A 16,533-nucleotide genomic window follows, 5' to 3' on the forward strand; every position below is an offset into this window, starting at 1 on the left:
CATTATAATATTATCGAATCTCATTTTTATATGCTAATTTTGCAACGTGATTTGATATCACCACCGTACATTGAAAACTTAAAGAAATAAAAAATAAATATTAAATGTCCTAAAATAATTACAGCAGAAAGACCAAAATGATACTCCAGCGTATGCGGGTCCGGTGGACTTGGCTACGACAAGAGAATATGATTCTCAACAATTTACTAACACGATGTTAATTCATTTTTATTAAAGAAAATACCTAAAAGTATGAATCAAAAAATCAGAAAGACTGCGCTGTTGATGGGTGCGTGCTCACTGTTGGGCGCGTATTCGCCAGTTATGGCTGCTCATGCCGAAGCATCGGTACAGGCAGTTCAACAGTCCAAGAAGATCACGGGTACTGTTAGCGATGCTATGGGTCCTGTGATTGGTGCAAGTGTAGTGGTGAAAGGCACATCGAATGGTGTTGCTACCGATTTCGACGGTAAATTCTCACTCAACGTTAACCCAGGTCAGACCCTCGTCATTTCCTACATCGGTTACATTACCAAGGAAGTGAAGGTTGACAGCAAAACCTCTTATAGCATTACGCTGGAGGAAGACAAAAAAATGCTTGATGAAGTCGTAGTCGTTGGTTACGGTACGATGAAGAAAAGCGATCTTGCCGGTGCTTCGTTTACCATGGACGAAAAAGCACTTAAGAATGCAAATGTTACCAATATCGACCAGGCTTTTGCCGGTCGTGTTACTGGTGTGACCGCCGTACAGACTTCAGGTGCTCCTGGTTCTGCCTCTTCTATTCGCGTGCGTGGTCAAGCTACCATCAACGCCGGTGCAGAACCTCTATATGTTGTTGACGGTGTGATCTTCCAGTCAGGAGGTCAGTCTGGTGCCGACTACGGATTGGGCGATAAGCTCGGTAACGGTTCGGTTTCAACTATTTCTCCATTGTCAACCATCAACCCCAGCGATATCGTAAGCATGGAAGTGTTGAAGGATGCTTCTGCAACCGCCATCTATGGTGCCCAAGGTGCCAACGGTGTTGTGCTCATCACAACCAAGCGTGGTAAGGCCGGTGAAGCAAAGTTCACCTATGATGGTTCTACCACATGGTCACGTCAGACCAAACGCCTTGACATGATGAACCTCCGCGAGTTTGCAGAGTATTACAACGACCTTGTTGCTCAGGGAGAAATCACAAAGGCAGACCCTGCATATTCTGATCCTTCAGTACTCGGTAAGGGTACCAACTGGCAGGATGCTGTGTTCCGCACTGCTTTCCAGCACCAGCATCAGATTGGTGCTCAGGGTGGTACTGATAAGATGAAGTACTATGTCAGCGCTGGTTACATGAACCAGGAAGGAACTATCATCGGTTCTGACTTTAAGCGTATTTCACTTCGTGCCAATATCGACGCCCAGCTGAAGACATGGTTGAAGATGGGTGTTAACGTTGCCTACAGCCAGACCGATGAAGATCTGTTGAAAGCTGACGGTGAAGAGGGTATTATCATGTATTCGCTGACCACACCTCCTGATATTCAGATTTATAATATCGATGGCGGATACTCATCAGTGAGCAAAGAGGGATTCACCAGCCCCAACCCAATCGCTATGGCGCTGCTCAACGATATTACTTTGAAACGTCAGAAACTGAATGGTAACATCTTCTTCGATGTAACACCTATTAAGAACGTGACCTGGCATACTGAATTTGGTTGGGATCTCGGATGGACTCATGGTGAGACTTTCAACCCCACTATGCATCTCGGAAACTACAACGTAGAGCAGAACGAGGCACGTTCACAGAAGAACTCCAACACCTACTGGACCTTCAAGAACTATCTGACCTATAATGGTTCTATCGGCAAACATAGCTTCACCGCCATGGTCGGTCAGGAAGCATGGGAGTCGAAGTATGACTACCTATCTGTATTCAACACCGCTCTTCCCAGCGATGTAGTACACAATCCATCTCTTGGTACAGGTGATCCTCAGATTGGTAGCGGATTCGGTTCTACTGCCATGGCTTCATTCTTCACTCGTGAAACCTATAACTACGATGACCGTTACCTCGCTACTTACACCTATCGTTACGACGGTTCTTCAAACTTCGGTCCTAACAAGCGTTGGGCAGGCTTCCACTCTTTGGCTACTGCATGGCGCTTCACCAACGAGAAGTTTATGAAGGATGTGAAATGGCTGTCCAATGGTAAGCTCCGTCTCGGTTGGGGTCAGACCGGTAACTCAAATATCGGTGGTTACAAATGGGGATCTGCCATGTCAGTAATGGAAACAGGTCTCGGTACCAGCTATCGTCCTGCTAACATCAAGAACTTGGACATCAAATGGGAAACTCAGGAACAGTGGAACATCGGTCTTGACCTCGGTTTCTTCAACAACCGCGTCAACCTCGTTGTCGATTATTATAACAAGAAGTCTTCAGACATGCTGATGCAGCTGATTCTTCCTTCATTCATGGGAACATCAGGTAACGGTTCTTCAGCACTTGCTGCACCTTACGGAAACTATGGTGACATCGAGAACAAAGGTCTTGAAATCGCCCTCAATACCCGTCCTATCGAAACCAAGAACTTCTCTTGGGGTTCAGACTTCCAGATTTCTTTCAACAAGAACAAACTGAAGAGTCTCTCTAACTCAACCGCTCTCCTTGGTTATGGACAGTGGACTGACGTCGTTGCACGTTCAGTAGTTGGCGAATCACTCTACAACTTCTATGGTTATGAGGTTGAAGGCGTTTATACTTCGTTTGAAGATTTGCTCAACTCACCTGTTAACACCCTGCAGTCAAACAACCCTGTTACTGTAGAACGTGACGAAAACGGTAATGTGACCAAGGCTGAATGGAGCACCGATCCTACCAAGTATAACTCACGCAACACCACATTCGTAGGTGATATTAAATATAAAGATGTGAACGGTGACGGTGTTATCGACGAAAAGGATAAGACAAATATCGGTTCTCCGCTGCCCGACTTCACCTTTGGTTGGAACAACACATTCCACTACAAGCAGTGGGATCTGACCGTATTCATCAATGGTTCTGTAGGCAACAAGGTCGGTAACTACAACAAGATGAAGCTTACTCACATGAACTCTGCATGGACCAACCAGCTGACCGACGTCAACGGTCGTGTTCGTCTGACTCCTGCCGATGGCGTTTATGCCGATGGTTGGTACAACAACATTGCTAATGTGGTTGCTACAGGAAACGGTGGTTACCCACGTGCTTCTATCAACGACCCGAACGACAACGACGCTTGGAGCTCACGCTTCATTCAGGACGGTTCATACCTTCGCCTGAAGAACATCAGCCTCAGCTATACCTTCGATAAGAAACTCGTAGGTAAGATTGGACTCGAAAACGTTCGTGCCACTATCTCTGCTACCAACCTCTTCACTATCACCGGTTACGACGGTTACGATCCTGAAGTTGGTGCTTCTACTACCAGTGCCAATGTGTTTGGTCTTGATAATGGTCGTTATCCTTCACCAACATCATGGACCTTCGGTCTTAATGTTTCATTCTGATAACTCCTAAACAGAACACAATATGAATTTTAATATATCTTTGAAAAATGTTTTGGGAATCGGTGCTTTGATCACCGCATCGTTCCTGACAACCTCTTGTGAGGACTTCCTCGATCGTCCTACGGAGGATAACTACAACACCGAGAACTTCTATGGTTCTGATAAAGCATGTATTGCTGGTGTGAACTATCTCTACAACTCTCCCTGGTATGACTTCCAACGTGGTTTCATCAAGGTGGGTGAGGTGTTCTCTGGCAATATGTACTGGGGAAATTCTCCTTACCTCAACTTCTCAGTAAACGGTACTGACCAGGACCTCGTCAATATGTCATATTCACTGTGGGCTGAGATTGGTCACTGCTCAACAGTATATGAGTCTCTGAAAGGTGCCTCTGCTTCACAGGAAGTAAAGAACCAGTGCATGGGAGAGTGTCTGACATGGAAAGCCATGGCTTACTTCTACCTCGTTCGTACCTTCGGCGATGTCCCCATCATTCACGACAACTCTGCCATGTTGGCATCTGGCAAATACAATGAATTGTCGAAAGTGGAGAAAGCTGACGTCTATGAGTATATCATCCTTACTTTGGAGAAGGCTATGGAGCTGTTGCCCAAATCATCTGATCCAGGTCGTATCGACTACTACTGCGCAGAAGGTCTTCTGTCAAAGGTTTATCTGACCAAGGCTGGTGTGAGTGGTTCGCTCAACAACGAAGACTTGCAGAAAGCTGCAGACTATGCAAAAGACGTGATCGATAACTCCGGTCGTAAACTCATGGACAACTATGAAGACATCTTCCGTGGTTCCAACAACACTTGCCCTGAAAGCTTGATTGCTTGGCGTTGGACTGTTGGTGCACACTGGACTAGCCAGAACACATTGCAATCTGACCTTGGTATCGAAGGCATGTGTGAGGTTGGTTCTGTATGGGGAGGCTGGGGTGGTCCTTCTACCGACCTGATGGAAGCTTTCGGTGTCATCAAGATTGATGGCACAGGCAAGGATTCTCGTCTGGTAGAGTGGCAGAGCCCGGCAAGCCGTGCCGATATCGACACCCGTCGTAAGGCTACCATGATGATTGCTGGCGATAAGTACGCTTATTTCTGGCGCGACAAGGGTGGTTTCGACTATCTTAAATTCATCTATGACAAGTCATACAATGCTTCTGCAACAGAGCAGCTCGAAGGTCCTTGCGGTTCTAACAACGTGAAGCATCTCTACGGTGATGCAGCAGACCACCAGGCTGAAATGGGTATTGCCGACGGACGTATGGCATCAGCTCTTGCAACCCATATTCTCCGCCTCTCTGATGTATATCTCATCCACGCTGAGGCTATGACGCTGCTGGGTCGTGGCAGTGAGCAATCAGCTCTTGATGCTTTCAATGCTGTTCATCAGCGTGCTATTCCTACTGCCGTTGCCGTTACTTCGCTCAACTTCGACATGATCTGGAAGGAGCGTCGTCTGGAGTTTGCTGGTGAAGGCGACCGTTGGTATGATTTCGTACGTCGTGCATACTATGATGTAAACAGCTGTATTGCCGAACTTAAGGCTCAGCACCGTAACCGTCTCTGGAACTGCGATCCTTTGTATAAGGCATACTACAAGTCTGGTACATGGAACCTCACCACTACCGACGGACAGGTTGAATATGACTATGATACAGAAGTTCCCAATGTGACAGCCAACAGCTTCACACTGCCATTCCCATCAGAGGACGTTGCTCTGAACCCGAATTTGGCTACTGGTTCTCCAAGTGTACATGTTGACATCCGTGCAACCTATTCTTATTAATGTGTAATTTAAGAAACAGAAAGATATTATGAAAAGAAATATGAAACGGTTTCTCCTTGCAATTGGCGTTGTGACCCTGGGTTTGGGTTTCACCGCTTGTGAAGATGAGCCAGATAAATTCGAACTGACCGATGGTAATCCTACGATCAGTTATATCCGCCCACAGGATGTTGCCGCAAAGGACTCTTTGCTGACTTCGGCATACACCGGTTCGGGTATCTGTATTGTCGGTAACAACCTGACCAGCATCAAGGAAATGTATTTCAATGATGTGAAGGCTGTGCTCAACACCAGTTATATCACAGACCATACCATGTTGGTAACTATTCCAAACCAGATTCCTGCCAGCAACACTGGTAAGATCTATATGGTCAACAAGAGTCAGGATACCACTACATACGATTTCAAGGTGATGGTGCCAGAACCTGCTGTAACTTCAATGAAGTGTGAATATGTTCACGTAGGTGAATTGGCTCAGATCAACGGTCAGTACTTTGTAGATGACCCCAACCAGCCACTGACTCTGACCTTCACAGGTATCGACAACTCAATGAATCTTGAAGTTCCTCGTGAGAATATCAAGAAGATTACTCAGTCTTCTATCTCATTCATCGTTCCAGAGGGAGCAAAAGAAGGTCGCATCAAGGTTTCTACCATTTACGGTGAAGGAAATTCATCATTCTATTATGCTGACAGCCGTAACATCATTACCGACTTTGACGGTCCTAACAATGCAGGTCCTAAGGGTGTTATACCTCAGGGATGGAATATTGATGCTAAATACTCTACCGAAGGTGGTATTAGCGGTGCTTACTGTCAGTTAGGTCCTGTTGAAACAGAAGGTGGATGGGTTGAAGGATTGAAACTCCCATTCTGGTGTGGTAACTGGAACGGAGATCCTATGAGCATCAAGGAAGGTGCCGGTGTGCCTCTGCGCAACATCATCGACTTCTCTGACTGGGAGAATATGTCGTTCAAGTTTGAGCTTTACATCCCATCAAGCAATCCTTGGTCTGCCGGTGCACTCCAGATTCTCTTTGTGAACAATAAGCTCTGTGCTAACGACTCTTGGCAGAACAATACTTACATCCATACTTCTGCTGATGGTGGTAAGGACCTGCCTCGTGCACTCTACAATCCTTGGAAGTCAACCGGTTCGTTCGATACTGGCGATGAGTGGATCACAGTAACTATTCCTCTCACCGAGTTCGTTTATAACGACGATGGTACCAAAGCTCCGTCTCCAATGAGCATCTCAAGTTTCGATAGCTTCATCATGTGGCCTATCAACGGTGGTGTTCAGGGCACGAAGTGTACCCCGATCTTCCGTTACGACAACCTCCGTGTGGTTCCTAACAAATAACACATCAATAACTAAAAGGATATTATGAAAAAGATCAATAACATATTCACCCTGTTGGTGATGGCCCTTATGGGGCTGTCACTGGCAGCGTGCAGCAACGACGATTTAGACACCAACCAGTATCAAGGTGGTGTGTCGCTCAATGCTTTCGGTCCTTCTCCTGTGATGCGTGGCGGTCAGTTGCGCTTCATCGGTAGCAACCTCGACCAGATTCGCGAAGTGCGCATTCCTGGTGTTGATGCTATTACCACTATCGAAGTGGTGAAGGCCGGTGTTCCCAGTGAAATTCGTGTAACCGTTCCTCACGATGGTCCTGAGGTAGGTAATGTAGTACTTGTGGCAAACAACGACCAGGAGATTACTACCAAATCTACACTGACCTATACTGAGGGTATCGTTATCAAGAGCATCACTCCATCGGCAATGCCTGGCGATGTGATTGAAATCAAGGGTGACGAGGATGGTTATCTCAACCTCATCCACTCTATGGCTTTTGCCGACAACGTGGTTGTCAGCGAAAAAGACTTCCTTCAGCACGACCGCTACACCATCAAGGTGAAGGTTCCTGAGGATGCCAAGACTGGTAAACTGCAGTTCTACACCGCCGACCTTACCGTGGGCGATGCTGCAAAACTCGACTATCAGATTGTATTGAGCGACGACCGTCTCATCGTTGGTACTCCTACCGTTGCTAAGGTAAAGGGACGCAACGAGGTTGATGCTGAAGGTACTATTACTGCCAAGGCTGGTGAAACCGTAACCGTTACTGGTGACTATATGCAGCTGATCAAAGCCGTTAAGGTTGGTGGTGTCGAGATTACCGAATTCACTATTGCTGAAGATGGCAAGAGCCTCTCGTTCGTGCTGCCTGCTGAAGCTCCCGATGGCGCTATCGATCTCGTCTGCAAATCAGACGTAGAGGTACCTGCTGCTATGGTTGAAACTGTTAAGCCTTCTGACTGTGTAGCTGCTCCTGCTCCTGTAAAGGCTGGTGCTGCGCTGACCATCTCTGGTAAGGATATGGATCTGGTAACAGCAGTAGAGTTTGACAATGCTGACGCTCTGTCTGGCGAAGCTATCAGCGTAGCTGCCGATAAGGTTGTTGTGACAGCCGTTCCTGAAACAGCTACCGAAGGCAAGCTCCGCCTCGTGATGGCAAATGGTCAGAAAGTAGAAGTTGAATTCACTCTCGTTAAGCCAACCGCAACAGGCTATAATGCTAATCCTGCAAGTGCTGGTTCTACTATCCAGATTACTGGTACCGACCTTGACCTCGTGAAGAGCGTTGACTTCGGTGGTGCTGTAGCAACCGTAGAGAAAGGTGCCGTTTCTGCTGATGGTACTACTCTGAGCATCAAACTTCCTATGGAAGCCAAGACTGGTACTCCTGTGATGAAACTTGCCAATGGTGTTACTGTAAATGCTCCTGCACTTACTGTAAACGAGGCTGTATTCTGTTATGCAACAGAACTCCCTGGTGCTGACGCTGAGCTCCATGCAGGTCAGACCTTCACCTTGCCAATTGCCAATGGCGACAAGCTTACAGGTGTGGAAATCGCAGGAAAAGCTTGCCAGTTCATTGTAAGCGGTAACACGTTGACTGTTGGTGCTCCTGATAATGCTAAGAAGGGTACAAGTGTTCGCCTTATTTCTTCAAATGGCGAGATTACTTATAAGATTGACTTCATCCCCAATACCGAGATTACTACAGTGATCTGGACCGGTGCACACTCTTCTGGTAACTGGGCAAATGGCTTTACTGCCTTGTCATGGGGTGGTTATGATTGGAGTCAGGTAACTCCAGGAACCGAACTCGTTGTGACATTTGGTGTAGATCCAGCTATTGGCTACTGTCAGATGCGCTTTGCTTGTGGTGATGGTTGGGGTGCTCTGCCTGGTACCAAAGAACTGGATGGCTCTGACAAAGATGGTAACATCAAAATGCCTAATGATGCCAAGGAATATCGTCTTGTACTCACACAGGCTATGATAGACAAACTGTCTGATAAAAATCAAGGTCTTGTTATCTGCGGTGCTGGCTTCATCCTTACCAAGGTGGCTCTTGTAGAGCATATCTCTGTGGAAACAACTTTGTGGACAGGTGAGGCCATTGCCGACGATTGGGGCAACCAGCCTAATCTCCTCTCTGATGGAGGTGCTGAGTTGAAGGATGCTGATGCTTCTGTTGGTCAGACCATCAACTTCTACATTACTCCAACCGATACCAAATGGCAGCTTGAAATCTTTGAAGGTCACTGGGGAAGTAACTATGCAAGATTCTCTAATCCTGGCAACGACGATAATGGAAAGTACACAGCATGGGATCTCGCAGCCAATGGCGGTAAGGTTTCGTTCACACTCACGCAGGCAATGCTTGATGCTGCATACACGAAGCAGAATTGGGGCGGTACGTTCATTGCCAATGGTGACAACGTGAAGATTACGATGATTACTATTGAGTAAACTCTAAGTAATTGATTATAAAGAATTGAGGCGCATCCGACGAGGTTGCGCCTCTTCTTGATTTTGAGGTATTCGCGTACAGAAATTTTAGTTTTCGTGAAATTTCGACCACTCGACCACAGACCTGTGCATCGCGCTGTTGGTCAGTATTTTAAGTGGTGGTCGAAGGCGTTTGTATCGACCACCCATCGACCACCGTAAATCTATTGCAAACACCTGTTTACGATGTAAGCCAAAGTTCCTACTGTTCCCCGTTTGTTTTACGTTAGCAGATAAGAACTATTATGCAATATTGCAAAAACCTTTATCAAATATTGGATAATACCTTTATCAAACGTTGTATAACACCTTTATCAAACGTTAGATGATACTTTTATCAAACGTTGGATAACACCTTTATCAAACGTTGAAAAGACCTTTGTCAAACGTTTGAAAACACTTTTGCCAAACGTTTGAAAACATTTTTGCCAAACGTTGGGCAATACTTTTGCCTAACGTTGGACAATACTTTTGCCAAAGGTTTGGAGATATCTGACAATACGCATATTGGGCTGAGATGTAAAATTCGACAAATTTTGGCGGTGGTCGAAGGGTGGTCGATATAAATAGCTTCGACCACCACTTAAAATACTGACCAACAGCGCGATGCACAGGTCTGTGGTCGTGTGGTCGAATTTTTTTGAAAACTAAAATTCCTGTATGCGATTTGAGTTCAGACGCTATTTCTCTACCACTTCATAAATCTGAAAAATAATAGGTGTAATGATACTTTTTCTTCGGGATGCTTTCGGGATGGATTCGGGATGAGGCATGTGAAGAATGGGACTTAAATTCAGTTGATAACAAGGTTGAATTGTGTAATCTGAAAGATAAAAGTAATAGTACGCGAGTTAGTCATTAAAGTATCGGTCTATTTCAGAAAAAACCACTAACTTTGCAGTCGAATATTACGAAATACATAAAACGAGAATATAAATCATGAAAATTTCAAAACTTCTAATGATGCTTGCTGCTGCTGTATTGGCAGTGGGATGTGGTGGTGACGATCCTAATGATGTCGGTGGTGGTAATCAACCAACAGTTCCTAATGTGGTATCGGTCACACCTGCAAATGGTGCAAAAGATATTGCTGTGGGTGATGTGACTATCGATGTGAAATATGACCAGAACATCACGCTGACTTCTACTGATGTTGCCAAAGTACAGATTGCCGGCGGTACGGTAAAGAGTCTGAAGAGTTCTGCACGTACACTCACTATCAAAGCTAATTGCCCCGATGAGGGCACTACTGTAGCTATAACCATTCCTGCCGGATTGGTGAAAAATACTACTGCAGCCTACAGTTTCAGTTTCACAACCTACAAAACTCCCGCAGTCAACATCACAAAGACTCTCGTGGCAGGACAAACCCAACAGGTAAAAGATCTCTATGATTATTTCCTGGGTCTGTATGGCAAAAAGGTGATTAGTAGTGTGATGGCTGATGTGAACTGGAATACAAAAATTGCCGATAAGGTCAAGGCGCTGACAGGTAAATATCCCGCCATGAACTGTTTCGACTTTATCCATATCTATGTGCCTAATCAGGGTAGTAACGGATGGATTAATTATAACGACATTACTCCCGTGAAGAATTGGGCAGACAAAGGCGGTATTGTTCAGTTGATGTGGCATTTCAATGTGCCTACAAGTGAGAATACAGAAGTCAAGATGGATGGTTCTGGTGTGACTTGTGATCCTACAAAAACCACGTTCAAAGCCTCTAATGCGCTGAAAGAAGGCACGTGGGAAAACAAGTGGTTCTATCAAGAAATGGATAAAGTGGCGGCTGTCTTGTTGAAACTGCAAGATGCAGGAATTGCTGCGACATGGCGCCCATTCCATGAAGGTGCAGGAAATGCTACCTTGAAATCTGGTGCCAGCTGGGGCAAAGCCTGGTTCTGGTGGGGTGCAGAAGGATCTGCCAACTATAAAAAACTCTGGATTGCTATGTTCGACTATTTCAAACAGAAAGGAGTGAAAAACCTAATCTGGATATGGACCTCACAAAACTTTAACGGCGACGCCACAAAGTTCAACCAAGATAACGACTGGTATCCCGGCGACCAATATGTAGATATGGTGGCACGCGATCTCTATGGCTATAGTGTAGAGAAAAACAAACAGGAGTTTACAGAACTGCAAGCTGCCTATCCTACCAAGATGATTGTGCTGGGTGAATGTGGTAAGAGTGATAATGGCGAGCAGGGAAATATCGGCAACTGCTGGACTGCCGGAGCCAAATGGGGACATTTCATGGTGTGGTACCAAGGCAAGCAAGGTTCTACAGACACCATGTGTAGCGATGCTTGGTGGAAGAGCGCTATGAGCGACAGTAATGTCGTGACACTCCCCACGAACCATTAAGATAATACAACAAAAGTCCAAATACTAAGAACATGAAACATTTTATGAAGACACTCCTGCTATTGCTGGCTACTGTCTGCGTGCTGCCTGTGGCAGCCCAAATCAGAGGCTACAATATCCAGGTCAACGTAGTGCCCGATCATCAGGATTGGACCTACAAAGTAGGAGAGACCGCAACTTTCCGTATCTCTGTTACCAAATCGGCAACACCCCTTGCCGGAGCGGTTATCGACTATGAGGCAGGGCCGGAGATGTATCAAGATGTGAAGAAAACCGCCGTAGTGCTTAAAGACGGTACCTTGACCGTGAAGGGCAAGATGAGCAAACCCGGATTCTACCGCGTGGATGTGAAGACCACTATCGGAGGTAAGGAATATAAAGGAGCATGTGCAGCAGCCTTCTCACCCGAACAGTTGAAACCTACAACGGTCAATCCTGCCGATTTCGACCAGTTCTGGCAGAATGCCATTAGCGAAGCACGCCATACAGACCTCAATCCTACCAAGCGCCTATTGCCAGAACGTTGCACCAAAGACGTTAACGTCTATGAAGTGAGCTTCCAGAATGTGCGCTGGGGATCACGCACTTATGGCATCCTCTGCGAACCCGTAAAGCCGGGTAAGTATCCCGCTTTGCTCCGTGTGCCTGGTGCAGGTGTGCGCCCCTATGGTGGCGACATCTATACTGCATCGAAAGGTGCCGTGACGCTCGAAATAGGTATTCATGGCATTCCCGTTACCATGCAGCAGTCTGTTTATGACGACCTCGGACAGGGTGCACTCAACGGATATTGGGAATTTGGCATGGACAATCGCGATAAGAGCTACTATAAACATGTGGTGTTGGGATGTATTCGTGCACTCGACTATATCGAACAATACACACCATGGAACGGCAAAGAACTGGGTGTGACTGGTTCAAGCCAGGGCGGATTCCTCACGCTGGCAACAGCCGGACTCGATTGCCGCATCACATTCTACGCTCCCGTGCATGCAGCACTTTGCGACCATACCGCTTCGCTGAAAGGCGTGGCATGCGGATGGCCCCACTATTTCTATTGGAACAAAGGCAAGGGAATGGAGAAACAAATCGAGACTTCACGCTATTACGACGGAGTGAACTTCGCACGCCGCATCACCAATGCACAAACCGGATGGTTCTCCTTTGGATATAATGATGATGTAGTGCCACCCACTACAGCATGGGCGACCTATAATATAGTGAAAGGTCCGAAGTCTATCACGCCTTATCAGCAGACAGCCCATTTCTGGTATCAGGAACAATGGGATGAATGGGAAAACTGGTTGCTCACTCAAATGAATATCAAACCATGAAGATGATGACAATGATAGCCATGGCTGCCTTGATGTTGGCAGGTTGCCCACTACAAATCATGGCAAAGAAGACAATTGATGGCGGCAAACAACTGGAACAGCGGTTGCGCCTCTTGCAACCCAAAGGTTACATGATGGCACATCAGGATGATCCCTTCTATGGAGTGACATGGGAATGGGAACAAAACCGAAGTGATGTGCTTGAAACCGTAGGCGACTATCCTGCCTTGATGGGATTTGATCTCGGAGGCATAGAGATGGACGACAAGAAAAATCTCGATAGTGTGCCTTTTACTCGTATACACGATGAACTCATTGCTCACTACGAACGTGGAGGTATTGTTACCATCAGTTGGCACCCACGCAACCCACTTACGGGAGGAACAGCATGGGATGTTACTGACTCTACGGTAGTAAAGAACATATTGCCAGGTGGAAAGTGTCATGCTAAATTCCAAACATGGATGCAGCGCGTAGGCGATTTCCTCGTCAGCCTGAAGACCAAGAAGGGAAAACCCGTACCCATCATCTTCCGCCCATGGCATGAAAATAACGGATCATGGTTCTGGTGGGGACAGAAACTCTGTACCGATACCGAATATCGCCAACTTTGGAATATGTTGCAAGACTATCTCAACGGTCGAGGACTTGACAATCTGTTGTGGAGCTATTCGCCAAACCTTGATGGTGGATGGACCGAAGAACGATTCCTGCAGCGTTATCCCGGTAATGATAGAGTGACGCTGATTGGTGAAGATGCTTACCAATGGGGGACAGAAGCCGACTTCGTAAGCCAGGTTACAGCCGACCTCAATTTCCTCAGCGACTTTGCTAAGCGCAACGGTAAACTGCTTGCCATGACTGAGTGTGGACTGAAGAATATGCCTGATGCAACTTGGTGGACGCGCGTGTTGAAACCTGTAATGGATCGCTATCCCATCAGTTACTTCTTGCTTTGGCGCAACTATAAGGAAGAATATTTCGGACCGTCTCCCTCGTTGCCTTGTGCACAGGATTTTAAGAAACTCTATGAGGCTGAGAATACGCTCTTTCTGAAAGATATTAAGAAAATTAAATAATAATAAAACAATAAATCATCAAAACAAAATGAGCAATTTTGACGAAAAAGTAAAGGTTCTGCGTGCTCATCATGAGGCGCTGCTGACCAAGAAAAATGAAATGGAAGAGTGGGGTAACGGTATCTATGACCGTTGGAAGAATCCTATTCTTACTGCAGAACATACTCCGTTGGAGTGGCGTTATGACTTTAACGAAAAGGATAACCCCTATCTGATGCAGCGCATCATGATGAATGCTACCCTCAATTCTGGTGCCATCAAATGGAATGGCAAGTATCTGTTGGTAGTTCGCGTGGAAGGTGCAGACCGCAAGAGTTTCTTCGCTGTGGCAGAAAGTCCCAATGGTGTGGATAACTTCCGCTTCTGGGATGAGCCTATCACGATGCCTGAAGATGTGATTCCCGCTACCAATATCTACGATATGCGTCTTACCGCCCATGAGGATGGATGGATATATGGCGTATTCTGTGCCGAGCGTCACGATGATGCTCAGCCCGGCGACCTTAGCGCTGCTACTGCTACGGCTGCCATCGCACGTACCAAAGATCTGATCAACTGGGAACGTCTGCCAGACTTGAAAACCAAGAGCCAGCAGCGTAATGTGGTGCTTCATCCGGAATTTGTAGAGGGTAAATACGCTTTCTACACCCGTCCGCAGGATGGATTCATCGATACCGGTTCAGGCGGTGGCATCGGTTGGGCACTTGTTGATGACATCACCCATGCAGAAATCAAAGAAGAGAAGATTATCAACGCACGCCACTATCACACCATTCAGGAGGTGAAGAACGGTGAAGGTCCTCATCCCATCAAGACCGATAAAGGATGGTTGCATCTTGCCCATGGTGTACGTGGATGTGCAAGCGGCCTGCGCTATGTGCTCTATATGTATATGACTTCGTTGGAAGATCCTACAAAGGTCATTGCAGAACCAGGCGGATATCTGCTCGTACCACAGGGTGAGGAATATATCGGCGACGTGATGAACGTTGTGTTTACCAATGGTTGGATAGCCGACGAAGATGGCAAAGTGTTCATCTACTATGCTTCTTCCGATACTCGCATGCATGTGGCTACTTCTACCATCGATCGCTTGGTGGATTACTGCATGAACACACCTGCTGACGGATACCGCACACAGTTTAGTGTGGAAACCATCAAAAAACTGGTGGCTAAAAACAAGTCGTTGAACAAATAAACACCTTATTATTTATGGCAAGTGTTAAGGAAAAAATTGCTTATGCGCTGGGTGATGCCGCTGCAGGTGGCATAGTATGGAAAGTGATGTCTATCGCCTTTCCGTTGTTCTTTACCAATGTGTTTGGCTTGTCGTTTGCTGATGCCGCTGTGCTGATGCTCGTAGCGCGTATGTTCGATGTCGTAACAGACCCCTTGATGGGAAGTCTTGCTGACAGAACACAGTCACGATGGGGCACCTATCGCCCTTGGCTCATCTTCGGAGCTATTCCGTTCGGACTGGTGTTCGCCTTGCTGCTCTTTACACCTGATTTCGGAGATATGGGTAAGCGCATCTATGCTTATACCCTCTATCTGCTGATGATGGCGATCTATACCATGGTCAATGTACCGTACGGATCGTTGCTGGGTGTGATGACAGAAGATGACAACGAGAAAAACCAATTCTCTGCCTATCGCATGATTGGGGCGTATGCCATGGGATTTGCCACCCTGCTCTCGTTTCCCTATCTCCAGAAATGGATTGGAGGTAGTGTAGCACATCAGTATGCCGTGACTGGCGCTGTACTGGGTGCAGTTGCTGCCATCATGACGCTGGCATGCGGACTGCTTACTAAAGAGCGTCTGAAACCAGTAAGAGCTGAAAAATTCTCGTTTGGACAGTTTGGTGACCTTGTTCGCAACAAGGCATGGCTCTACATGACTGCCATGGCTGTTTGTACCAACTTCTTCAACGGATTCCGTTACGCAGTAGCTGGATATATGTTTGACTACTGTCTGCATGGCAATGTGACCATCGATAACCTGATTATCAACTTCACAGTATTCATGGCATTCGGTGAAGTTACCTGTATGGTATTCGGTGGCGTGGCTCCTTGGTTTGCCAAGAAAGTTGGATCAAAACGTATGGCATTCTTCTGGGCTGCGGTATTCTGCCTGGTTACATCGGTAGCATTCTTCTTCATACCAATGGATCCTGCATATATCAGCGTGATGGTTGGTCTGGTGATCCTTACTTCAATGGGTATCGGTATCTATTCACCATTGCTTTGGTCTATGTATGCCGATGTGGCGGACTATCATACAGAACACTTTGGAACCTCGGCTACAGGACTGATATTCTCGTCAGGTACTATGTCGCAGAAGTTTGGTACGGCTATCTCTGGTTCGCTGATTGCCCTGTTGCTTGGTTGGGCAGGTGCCAATATGATTACAGACGATTTTGGCAATACGATTATCGATCCAGCTTCTGTTACCGATTCGGTGCTGACAATGGTATGGTCGCTATTCTCTCTGTTCCCCGCAGCAATCGCCTTGCTGCTGATGCTGTTGGCGTATAAATTCCCAATTAAGAAATAA

9 protein-coding genes are annotated in these 16,533 nt (G+C 46.5%); all 9 read left to right on the forward strand.

Annotation, left to right across the window (positions count from 1 at the left end; translation table 11 throughout):
- Positions 1–252: 252 nt before the first annotated feature.
- Positions 253–3,537 (forward strand): TonB-dependent receptor, encoded by a 3,285-nt coding sequence (locus tag CIK90_RS04335; protein WP_094464438.1) that lies wholly within the window; start codon positions 253–255, stop codon positions 3,535–3,537.
- Positions 3,538–3,559: 22 nt separating this feature from the next.
- A complete protein-coding gene (locus tag CIK90_RS04340; RefSeq protein WP_094435786.1) occupies positions 3,560–5,332 on the forward strand; it encodes a RagB/SusD family nutrient uptake outer membrane protein in 1,773 nt (590 codons plus the stop codon).
- 40 nt (positions 5,333–5,372) lie between these two features.
- On the forward strand, positions 5,373–6,695 hold the full coding sequence (locus CIK90_RS04345; RefSeq protein ID WP_094390718.1) for a glycan-binding surface protein: 1,323 nt from the start codon (positions 5,373–5,375) through the stop codon (positions 6,693–6,695).
- Positions 6,696–6,719: 24 nt separating this feature from the next.
- Positions 6,720–9,158 (forward strand): hypothetical protein, encoded by a 2,439-nt coding sequence (locus CIK90_RS04350; RefSeq protein WP_094464439.1) that lies wholly within the window; start codon positions 6,720–6,722, stop codon positions 9,156–9,158.
- A 978-nt stretch (positions 9,159–10,136) separates the two neighbouring features.
- Complete coding sequence (locus tag CIK90_RS04355) at positions 10,137–11,564, forward strand: glycosyl hydrolase (RefSeq protein WP_144007223.1); 1,428 nt, start codon at positions 10,137–10,139, stop codon at positions 11,562–11,564.
- Positions 11,565–11,608: 44 nt separating this feature from the next.
- Positions 11,609–12,898 (forward strand): acetylxylan esterase, encoded by a 1,290-nt coding sequence (locus CIK90_RS04360; RefSeq protein ID WP_094464444.1) that lies wholly within the window; start codon positions 11,609–11,611, stop codon positions 12,896–12,898.
- A complete protein-coding gene (locus CIK90_RS04365) occupies positions 12,856–13,977 on the forward strand; it encodes a glycoside hydrolase family 26 protein (RefSeq protein ID WP_094464440.1) in 1,122 nt (373 codons plus the stop codon). Before CIK90_RS04360 ends, CIK90_RS04365 begins: the two co-directional genes overlap by 43 nt.
- A gap of 28 nt (positions 13,978–14,005) precedes the next feature.
- Positions 14,006–15,175 carry a glycosidase gene (locus tag CIK90_RS04370; RefSeq protein ID WP_094390715.1) on the forward strand — a complete coding sequence of 390 codons (1,170 nt, stop codon included), beginning with the start codon at positions 14,006–14,008 and terminating at the stop codon, positions 15,173–15,175.
- A 14-nt stretch (positions 15,176–15,189) separates the two neighbouring features.
- Entirely contained in the window at positions 15,190–16,533 is a 1,344-nt protein-coding gene (locus CIK90_RS04375; RefSeq protein ID WP_094390714.1) for an MFS transporter, read from the forward strand.

It is taken from the genome of Prevotella sp. P5-126 (genome assembly GCF_002251185.1).
Lineage (GTDB): Bacteria > Bacteroidota > Bacteroidia > Bacteroidales > Bacteroidaceae > Prevotella.

What these genes read in the sequence shown, in the direction of transcription:
- CIK90_RS04335 (WP_094464438.1), top strand. Translation starts at nt 253, where the DNA reads ATGAATCAAAAAATCAGAAAGACTGCGCTGTTGATGGGTGCGTGCTCA.
- CIK90_RS04340 (WP_094435786.1), top strand. Translation starts at nt 3,560, where the DNA reads ATGAATTTTAATATATCTTTGAAAAATGTTTTGGGAATCGGTGCTTTG.
- CIK90_RS04345 (WP_094390718.1), top strand. Translation starts at nt 5,373, where the DNA reads ATGAAACGGTTTCTCCTTGCAATTGGCGTTGTGACCCTGGGTTTGGGT.
- CIK90_RS04350 (WP_094464439.1), top strand. Translation starts at nt 6,720, where the DNA reads ATGAAAAAGATCAATAACATATTCACCCTGTTGGTGATGGCCCTTATG.
- CIK90_RS04355 (WP_144007223.1), top strand. Translation starts at nt 10,137, where the DNA reads ATGAAAATTTCAAAACTTCTAATGATGCTTGCTGCTGCTGTATTGGCA.
- CIK90_RS04360 (WP_094464444.1), top strand. Translation starts at nt 11,609, where the DNA reads ATGAAGACACTCCTGCTATTGCTGGCTACTGTCTGCGTGCTGCCTGTG.
- CIK90_RS04365 (WP_094464440.1), top strand. Translation starts at nt 12,856, where the DNA reads ATGGGAAAACTGGTTGCTCACTCAAATGAATATCAAACCATGAAGATG.
- CIK90_RS04370 (WP_094390715.1), top strand. Translation starts at nt 14,006, where the DNA reads ATGAGCAATTTTGACGAAAAAGTAAAGGTTCTGCGTGCTCATCATGAG.
- CIK90_RS04375 (WP_094390714.1), top strand. Translation starts at nt 15,190, where the DNA reads ATGGCAAGTGTTAAGGAAAAAATTGCTTATGCGCTGGGTGATGCCGCT.